4 protein-coding genes are annotated in these 8537 nt (G+C 65.3%); 3 read left to right on the plus strand and 1 reads right to left on the minus strand.

The genetic code is table 11. The features are described 5' to 3' along the window. The 3 genes from AB0E07_RS39620 to AB0E07_RS39630 form a co-directional block, all read left to right on the plus strand. The coding region (locus tag AB0E07_RS39620) for a transposase (protein WP_362263296.1) at nt 1-255 on the plus strand (255 nt) is incomplete at its 5' end. A gap of 596 nt (nt 256-851) precedes the next feature. Further along, nucleotides 852-7556: an RHS repeat-associated core domain-containing protein gene (locus AB0E07_RS39625; protein WP_362263299.1), complete on the plus strand. Its 6705-nt coding sequence runs from the start codon at nt 852-854 to the stop codon at nt 7554-7556. Between the two features lie 36 nt (nt 7557-7592). After that, nucleotides 7593-7973 carry an Imm10 family immunity protein gene (locus AB0E07_RS39630; RefSeq protein ID WP_362263301.1) on the plus strand — a complete coding sequence of 127 codons (381 nt, stop codon included), beginning with the start codon at nt 7593-7595 and terminating at the stop codon, nt 7971-7973. 309 nt (nt 7974-8282) lie between these two features. On the opposite strand, the gene AB0E07_RS39635 is transcribed toward AB0E07_RS39630, so the two are convergent. Next, the coding region (locus AB0E07_RS39635; protein WP_362263305.1) for a transposase at nt 8283-8537 on the minus strand (255 nt) is incomplete at its 5' end.

Below are 8537 nucleotides of genomic sequence, written 5' to 3' on the forward strand. Positions count from 1 at the left end.
TCCTTCGACGTCGAGATCCGCAAGGTCATCTGCTCGACGAACGCGATCGAGTCCGTCAACGCACGGATCCGCAAGGCCGTCCGGGCTCCCGGGCACTTCCCCAACGAGGCCGCAGCCATGAAGTGCGTCTACATGGCGCTCATGTCGCTGGACCCCACCGGCAAGGGCCGCAAGCGGTGGACCATGCGCTGGAAGGCACCCCTGAACGCCTTCCGGATCGCCTTCGAAGGCCGGCTCACCCCGGCCGCCAACTGACCTCTACAAAAAAAGCTGGATCAGCCATCTACTGGACACACCCCCTGCACGGCATCCAGCGGCGTCCCGAAGCGCTCGACGGTTTCATCTCGGGACCGCCCTGTGCCTGGAGCCCCAGCAACTCCGATATATCACCTATTCAGCCTCGACAGCGCCTTCCGGAGATACCGGAAGACGCTTGGTGTTTCGGTCAAAGGTGATGGCTGGCAGCGTTCGTGGTCGGCTCGGCTGCATGCGTCGTCTCGACCCTGGACCCGTGTCAATCGGGGATGGCCAGACTGGGTGCCCGGTACCGACCCAACTTGTTGTGATCGCCTGCGAGTTGTGGCTGGTCTGCCCTCGGGGCAAGGGGGCCGGGCTCGGCTCATTCGGGGGCGGATGGCGTGACTACCTAGGATCGAATGTGATGGATCCCATGCACGTCACCGGGAACCTTTCTACTGCCTGCTCTGTTCGCAGGCCGTTCACGGAAAGTATGGTTCGGCTTCACTGATCAACTTCTGGGTTGAGCTGGTTCCATCGTGCTGGGGAGCGCGGTCGGTTCAGCCGGAGTGCCAAGTGGGGTGGGAGTTCGAGTGTTGGCTCGGCGTGCGCGTTTGTTGTCTGTCACCGTCGCGGGTGCGGTGCTGGCCGGGTTGTTGTCGACGGTGTCGGTGGTGTCGCCGCAGCAGGCTGCGGCGGCGGCGGACGACACCACGCCGTTGGTGCCGGCGCAGTCGCTGGGGACAGTCCCGGAGCAGCAGGCCGAAGAGATGGGCAAGCCTCTGCCCGAGCCGGTGTGGCCGAGTGCCGCCGAGGCGACGGTGGATCTGTCGGAGGCGTTTCCTGGGGAACCGGGAACGGTGTCGCCGGAGCCGTCGTCAGCGTCTCCGACTGCCGCTGACCAGGCCAGCACGCATGTGGGCGAGGTCGTAGAGGTTGCCCCGGCGCCGACGGACCCCGAGGCGCAGTTGGGTTTGTCCCGATTGGTGAGCGGGGACACGCCGTCCCCCGAAGCGAGCGCCGCCACGCAGACCCCCGAAGCTGCGGCTGAGCCTTCGGCCGAAGCGACGACGCCGTCCGAGACTCCGCAGCCTTCCAAGACTCCGCAGCCCTCTGAGTCTTCGACGACGCGTCCGGAAGCATCTTCCTCGCCGTCGCCGGACCCGGTTTCGCCTGATCAGGTCGATGTTCGGTTGCTGGACAGGCAGGCGGTGGCCCCGGCGGGCGGCATCGGTCTGGGTCTGCAGGTTACGCGTGCCGATGGGGTGGAGGCGCCGGGCCAGGTGCAGGTGGACATCGACTACTCGGGCTTCAAGTACGCCTTCGGCGGTGATTTCGCTTCCCGGCTGCTGCTGGTGAAGCTGCCCGCGTGTGCGCTGCAGACGCCGGAGGCGGAGGGCTGTACCGGGCGTGAGGTGGTGCCCGCGGAGAACGACACGGCGTCGGGCACGTTGACCGCGACGGTGGTGGCCGAGCCGGATGTGGACGGCCTGTCGACGCAGTTGGAGGGAGCCTCGGCCTCTGTCTATGCCCTGAGCACGGGTTCGTCGTCGGACCAGGGTGACTACCGGGCGTCGACCCTGTCGCCGACCGGTTCGTGGGATGTTTCGACCGGTTCCGGTGCTTTCACCTACAGCCTGCCGGTCAGTCTGCCGACGCCGGCGATGGGGTCGGCGCCGTCGCTGGGTCTGTCGTACAACTCGCAGTCGGTGGACGGCCGTACCTCGGCGACGAACAACCAGGCCTCCTGGGTGGGCATGGGCTGGGACCTGAATGTCGGATTCATCGAGCGCCGGTACCGCAACTGCAGCCAGGACGGGCTGAAGACGATCGGTGACATGTGCTGGGAGTCGCCCAACCCGTCGGCCGAGCCGAGCGGGGCGCTCTATGTCATCAACCTCAACGGTGTGACGTCGGCGCTGGTGCAGGACAACACGGGCACGGGGTCGTATCACGTGCAGGATGACCCGGGCTGGCGGGTGCAGCATCTGACGGGCGGGCACGGGGCGGACGACGAGTACTGGGTGGTCTCCTCCCAGGACGGCAAGCGCTACTACTTCGGCTGGGGCCGCTCCGAGCGCACCGGCGGGGCGACGTCCTCGGTGTTCACCATTCCGGTGGTCGGCAATGACGCAGGGGAGCCGTGCCATGCGCAGTTCCCCGAGCCGTGTACGCAGGCCTGGCGGTGGAGTCTTGACCGCACGGTGGACGCCAACGAGGTCGAGTCGGTCTACTTCTACGACAGGGAGACGAACTACTACCGGTCCGTCGCCAACGCCGACAAGGCGCGTGCCTACACCGCAGGGGGTTACCTGCGGCGGATCGAGTACGGCTGGCCCACGCAGATCGCGGGCTCCAAGCCGACCGGCAAGGTGGACCTGTCGCATGTGGGCCGGTGTGTGGAGCGCATGGCGGACAAGGATCCGCTGCGCAGTGAGCCAGGTGCGTGCCCGTCGATCTCGTCCAGCCCTTCGTCGTATCCGGATGTTCCCGTCGACCTGCTGTGTGACGGGACGTCGTCGGACTACTACTGCGCGGGCAAGACGTATTTCCCCACGTTTTTCAGCAAGGACATGTTGTGGGACATCAAGACGTTCGTGCTGAACACGACGGCGGACGGCTGGGATCTGGTGCAGCAGTACCAGACCAAGCACGGCCTGCCCAATCCTGAGGGCACGATCGGCAAGACGCTGTGGCTGGACTACGTACAGCGCAAGACGTACGGCACGGGCACGGACATTGTGCTGCCCGTCATCAACTTCAACGGCGTCGACCTGGACAACCAGGTCGGCTCGGCCGCGCTCAACTTCCGCCGCATTCAGACCATCCACGGTGACCTGGGCGCGACCACCACCGTCGACTACGGGGTGGCCAACGCGTGCAGCATCGACGCGCTCCCCAGCCAGTCATCGAACACCAAGGACTGCTACTGGCAGAAGTGGACTCCCGAGGGTGAAACCGAGGCGAGAACCGGCTGGTTCAAGAAGTTCCTGGTCAAGAAGGTGACCGTCGACCCTACGGTGACCACGAACCAGGACGGCGCCCCGGAGATGACCACCACCTACGACTATGTGGGCGGGGCCGGCTGGCGCTTCACGAATGACCCGCTCACCGCGGATGCGGACGAATCATGGTCGGACTGGCGCGGCTACCAGAAGGTCGAGGTCACTTCGGGCAGTGGCGCGGTCAAGCACTCCACCTTCCACTGGCTCTACCGCGGCCTGGACGGCGACCGCACCTCCAAGTCCGACCCCTCGGCCAAGCGCTCCGTGTCGGTGTCGGACGGTGAGGGCACCTCGTACACGGACTCGCCGTGGCTGCAGGGCCGCACCATCGAGACGTCGAAGCGCGACGACACGGGCAGCTCGCACCAGCGGGTCTTCCACTCGTACTGGACGCACAACACCTCCCAGTACGTGGGTCTGCCCGATGCCCGCTTCGTACGCGAGTCGAAGACCACCACCGAGACCCGGACCTCGTCCGGCTGGCGTACCCACGTGGTCGAGAACGAGTTCGACGCCTCCACAGCGACGTCGGCCACCTATGGTCTGCCTTTGCGTGTCAACGACCAGGGTGAGGCGGGCGTCGCCGACAACCGGTGCACCACCTTCGGCCGCGCCTACAACACGGACCTGCTGGGCAGCACAAGCATCCAGCGGTGGATGGTGTTGGTCGACGAGACCCGCCATTACGCGACCGGTTGCTCCAACCGTGCCGCGAACAACCAGGACGGTTACGCCGTCACGCTCTACGACGGCGCCACCGACGTGGCCGGCAACAACCCAGTGGACGGCAACCCCACCCAGACCCGCACCTACACCTCGGCCGGCGCCTACCAGACGGCACGGTTCGGCTACGACGACGCGGGCCGGATGCGCTGGGCCGAGGACGCCGACCGCAACCGCACCACCACGACCTACAGCCCCGAGAACACCTGGCCGCTGGACGGTGTCACCACCACAACCCCCAAGCCGTCCAAGGACCTCGCTGATCTGCGCGGCGCGCTGAGCACCACCGTGTGGAAGTCCCGGTTCTGGGGCGTGCCCTACAAGACGACGGACGCCAACGGAAACGTCACCAGGATCACACTGGACGCGGCGGGCCGGACGACCGAGGTGTGGAGGCCGACCGAGACTGGCACCTCACCGTCGATGAAGTTCAGCTACACCATCCCCACCTCGACCAACAGCGGCGGTGTCCCGGACTCGGTCGACGGATTCCCGCGCGTGGCCAGTCATATCCTGCAGTCCGGCAGCACCTACCTGTCCTCCTACGCCTACACCGACGCCCTGGGCCGGTCACGCGAGACGCAGGAGCCGACCATCTACGGCACCGATCCCTCCACGGGTGAGGAGGTCCCCAACCGGAAGGTCGCGGTCGTCCGTTACGACACGGCAGGCAACGTCACCGGCACCTCCGCGCTCTTCCGCAACCAGGGGACTGCGGGTTCGGGAGGCCCGGTCAATTCCAAGGTCGAGGACCTGCCCTCCTACACCGACCTGGTCCTTGACTGGGCCGGACGCACCACCGAGTCCCGGATCATGGCCGGTGACGGAACCAGTGCCACAGTCACGCCCTACGGCCGGATACGGACCGCCTACCACGGCGACTACACCACCGTCACCCCCTCCACCTCCGGCGCGGTGGCCACCTACACCGACGTGTACGGGCAGACATCGAAGGTTGTGGAGCACAACGGCAGCGCCACCTTCACCACGCAGTACCAGTACACGGCCACCGGCGCGCTGCAGCGGATCACCGATCCGCGCGGCAATGACACGACATACACCTACGACTGGGCCGGACAGCGCACGAGGACCGACGACCCGGACGCGGGCATCTCCACCACGGCATACGACGACAACGGGCAGATCAGCGAGACCCGCAGCAACTTCGACGAGACCACCAACGAGCCACGAACGGTCCTGACCTACGGCTACGACAACCTGGGCCGCAAGACGTCCGTGAGCAGCGGCACCAACACGCTCGCCTCCTGGACCTGGGACGGCCTCGGCGTGACTGGCGGCAAGGGCCAGATCACGTCGGCGACCAGCTGGGACACGGACGGCAACGCCTATACCGTCAAGACCGGCGCGTTCGACGAGCGAGGACGGCCGCTGACCACCAGCGTCAGCATCCCCGCCGCAGTGACCGGACTTGCAGGCAACTACACCTCCTCAACCACCTACGACGCCGCGGACCACGTCACCTCCGTCACATATCCGCAGGCCGGCGGGCTGGACGCGGAAACCGTCACCGCCTCCTACAACGGCTACGGCCAGCCCACCCGCCTGGCCTCCGACCAGGAGACCTACGTACGGGCAACGGTCTACGACGCCTACGGCATGCTCACTGACCGCACCTACGGCGGACCGACCGGCCCCTTGAGCGGTGTCGCCGCGCAGCGCTCGTACGACTACTCCTACGCCAACGGCACCCGCTGGCTGAAGAGCATCACTACCAACACCACCGTGGGCAGGTTCACCAGTGAGAGGCAGGAGGACCTCTACACCTACGACTACGACGGCAAGCTCACTGAACTACGTGAGCAGGCCGACGGCCAGACCGCCCAGTCGCAGTGCTTCCGCTACGACGACCAGGCCCGCCTGAGCAGCGCCTACACCCGCGCCGAAGCCGGCGCCTGCACCGCGAACAGCGGCTCGGACTTCACCGGGTCGGCTCCCTACCAGACGGCCTACGCCTACGACCGCCTCGGCAACCTCCAATCCGTCACAGACACCAACAGCACCGGCCAGGCCACGAAGCGCGATTACCTCTACCCCGGCTACGACGACGCGGGCACCTGGACCACGGCCAACGCGCAGTGGCCGCACGGCGTCCGCAAGATCAACACCGTCACCGGCGGCAGCACCACCGGCACCGAGACCTTCACCTACGACGACGCCGGCCGGATGGACACCCGCACCATCCCCGGCACCACCACCGACTACGACTGGACCAAACTCGGCCAGCTCTCCACCGTCACCACCACCGACTCCGCCGGCAGCCGCCTGACCCGCTACACCTACGACGCAGACGGCAACCGCCTCATCCGCACCACCCCCCAAGAAACCGTCGCCACCATCGGCGGCATGGAACTGCGCACCACCGACGGCATCAAGGTCACCGCAACCCGCTACTACACCAGCGGCACCTCGGTCGTCGCCATGCGCACCACGCAGGACACCACAGCCGCAGGCGGCAAGCTCACCTACCTGATGGCCGACACCCAGGCCTCAACCCAGCTTGCCGTCGACGCCACCACCGGCACCACGACCCGCCGCCGCTACACCCCCTTCGGAGACGAACGCAGCGGCACCCTGCCCGCCGGAACCGACCACGGCTTCCTCGGCAAAACCGAAGACACCAGCACCGGCCTCTCTCTCCTCGGCGCCCGCGCCTACGACCCCCACCTCGGACGCTTCCTCAGCCCCGACCCGCTCAGCCTCCCCTACGAACCGCAAAACCTCTCCGCCTACAGCTACAGCCACAACGACCCCGTCAACTTCTCCGACCCCAGCGGCCTGGTCAGAATAGACATGGGCGGAGTGGAATGCACCGGCTCCTGCGCCGACCATGCGGAAGCCGAAATGAATGAAATCCTCGCCAGCGACGAGGTCGAGCAGGAGTCCGGAGATTCTGAAGGGTGCGGCTCGTGGGGGATCTTCGCAGGCTTCTGTCAAACGACGGGTGAACTATTCTACGGCGCCGTAAGTAATGTCCCGCACCTGGCCGAGTACGGTGGGTGGCTCTTTGATGGTGACTGCCGAAACGGTGGAGGACCTGGATCGCCAGGATGTGATTACGGCGCTCAGTTTGACAACTGGGTGGCGAGTCATGGATACGACATATCTGGTGACCCCTATCAGGTGCCGAGTGCTATCGCGGCGATCTTTAGCCATAGGCCTGCTTTTGGGAAATCGAACAAAACATTCGCGGGAAGCATTGTCGGTGCGACGACGAAATCGACTCACTGGGCACTCGTCGAGGTGCGAAACTCTAAAGGTGCACTGGTCAACGCGTACTCGGTGCGAAGCGGAAGTCAAACGCCAGAAGAGGCTGCCCTTGGCTTTCCTAACAATTCACAGGCAACCCACACAGAGGCCAGGACTGGAAGAATGTCTGGAGGGACGGCCACGGTGCACATAGGCGGTGACCGCTACGCCAACCTGGCGCCTGTGGACCCTGGCGACACGGTGACCATCTACGGGACGAAGCCGCCTTGTACGCAGTGCCAAGGGTCCATGCGTCGCAACGCTGCAGAGACTGGGTCCACGTTCGTGTACGTTTGGGACGGCAAGACTTGGTCTACTGGGTGAGGGTGAATGAGTCGTCTTGACTGGCTCGTCAGAGTCGTGACCGCGGAAGAAAATCTTCCCGATTCATGCTTTATTGTTGGTCTGGCCGAAGACCAAAGCGGCGAAAGTGGTCATCTTATCTTTCAGGCCGCACTGACTCCCCCCGACGAGCAATCGCGTCAGTTGGAACTCGACAGCTATTGCATCCTCAATGAAACTGGAGGTGTTCACTACGGGGGGCTAACTAGGGTCTCGATCTCGTCGCGCGAGATTCGATTCAGATTCACGCCGGAGGCTGTCGGGGAGCTTGAACTCCCTGCCGCGGAGATTGAACTGGATATCGACCCCGAGGTGGATTTCGAGCGATTGCGCGTTGCGCTTTGCAAGGTTCTAACCTACGGGAACCCTGCGAAAGTACCCGAAATTTCCGTAGTGTAGTCTCAGTGTCTATTCACGGCTCGCCAGTTTTTCTGGCGGGCCGTGTGGCTCTATGTCAACGGTGGGTGAACCGCCGACTTGTATGGGGGTAGCGGGACGCGGTCGGGTTGGCCGCTCGTAGCGTGCCGTAGGACACCGTGCCGGGTGACTCGTGAACCGTCTGCCGCCCTCAGGGGCTGGCTCTCCCGGGGTATGTCGCCGGTCCGGTGTCCGTCCGCGGTCTGAGACGTTATCCGCTTTCCGAACGTGATCGTTTGGTTCGGGTGGGTGGGGTCTGTCCAGCCAACGGTGTAACTCGGGTGTTGTGTTTTAGCGGCGGCCGATGGAGAGTCGGCCGTCGAAGGCGATGTCGAAAGCCTGCAGGGCGGGCTTCCAGCGCAGGGTCCAGCGTTTGCGTCCCTGGCCGGTGGGGTCGAGGCTCATGACGGCCATGTAGACGCATTTGAGGGCTGCGGCCTCGTTCGGGAAGTGCCCGCGGGCCCGAACGGCTTTCCGTATGCGAGCGTTGACCGACTCGATCGCATTGGTAGTGCAGACGACGCGCCGGATCTCGGCGTCGAACTG

The sequence above is a fragment of the Streptomyces sp. NPDC048002 genome (assembly GCF_040653275.1).
Taxonomy (GTDB): Bacteria; Actinomycetota; Actinomycetes; order Streptomycetales; family Streptomycetaceae; genus Streptomyces.